Origin of the sequence: Pseudoflavonifractor sp. An85 (assembly GCF_002161235.1) — a bacterium.
Classification (GTDB): domain Bacteria; phylum Bacillota; class Clostridia; order Oscillospirales; family Oscillospiraceae; genus Enterenecus.
This window is the reverse complement of sequence record NZ_NFHE01000111.1, coordinates 1-959: the sequence shown is the minus strand read 5'-3', so window position 1 is coordinate 959 and position 959 is coordinate 1. Positions and strand designations below refer to the sequence as shown.

Annotated in this window: 1 protein-coding gene and 2 pseudogenes; all 3 read left to right on the top strand. The window is 54.0% G+C overall.

Annotation, left to right across the window (positions count from 1 at the left end; translation table 11 throughout):
* A pseudogene (locus B5G37_RS15410) lies at nucleotides 1-265 on the top strand (hypothetical protein); the annotation flags it as partial.
* A gap of 99 nt (nucleotides 266-364) precedes the next feature.
* Nucleotides 365-781 (top strand): phage holin family protein, encoded by a 417-nt coding sequence (locus B5G37_RS14645; RefSeq protein ID WP_087258984.1) that lies wholly within the window; start codon nucleotides 365-367, stop codon nucleotides 779-781.
* A gap of 2 nt (nucleotides 782-783) precedes the next feature.
* Nucleotides 784-959: pseudogene (locus B5G37_RS15825) on the top strand (amidase); the annotation flags it as partial.

Sequence of the window (959 nt, the reverse complement as noted above, 5' to 3'; positions counted from 1 at the left end):
GGATCGGGTGGACGCCCTGGAACAGGAGACAAAGATTCTACGGGCGGCCATTGAGGCTTTGGGCGGTACCGTGGGCGAGCCGGAGCCTGGGGAGGAATGGCCTGCCTGGTATCCCTGGGCTGGCGTGGGGAGAAGCCACTGGCAGAAGGGCAGCCAGTGCACCCACAAAGAAAAGAAGTGGGTGTCCCAGGTGGATGATAACATCTGGGAGCCCGGGGCCGTTGGGGTCTACGAGACCATCTGGAAAGAAGAGGCGAGCGCATGAAATTACCATCCATGGCCTATTCTAATGGTGCGTCTGGGGACGGGACGATCTTGGTAAAAGCACACTGAACGAACAAAAATATTTACGAGGTGATAGAAAATGAAAAATTTGGTTTGTACAAGCGTTGGCATGGTGGGGGCTGCTGTTTCCACGATTTTTGGTGGCTGGTCTGAGGCACTCACTACGTTGCTTATCTGCATGGTGATCGACTATATCACCGGTCTGGTGGTGGCTGGCGTGTTCCATAACTCTCCCAAGACGGTCACCGGGGCGCTGGAAAGCAACGCCGGTCTCAAGGGACTGTTTCGCAAGGGAGTTATGTTGCTTTTTGTCCTGATCGGTCATCGACTGGATCTGGCCGTAGGAACTACTTACATCAGGGATGCTGTGTGTATTGCGTTCATCGCAAACGAGGTGCTGTCTTTGGTGGAAAATGCGGGGTTGATGGGTGTGCCCATTCCCGATGTCATCACCAACGCCATTGACGTTTTGAACCAGAAGAAGGAGGAAAAGTAAAAATGAACCTGATTCAATGTTATCTGATCGCCAACGACTGCTATAAGGCCGGACGCACTATCACCCCCAGAGGCGTGATGGTCCACTCCACTGGGGCCAATAACCCCCTGGTGGCCCGATATGTTCAGCCCTCTGACAACGACCCCAACCGGGCGTATCTGCTGAAAAAGATCGGAGG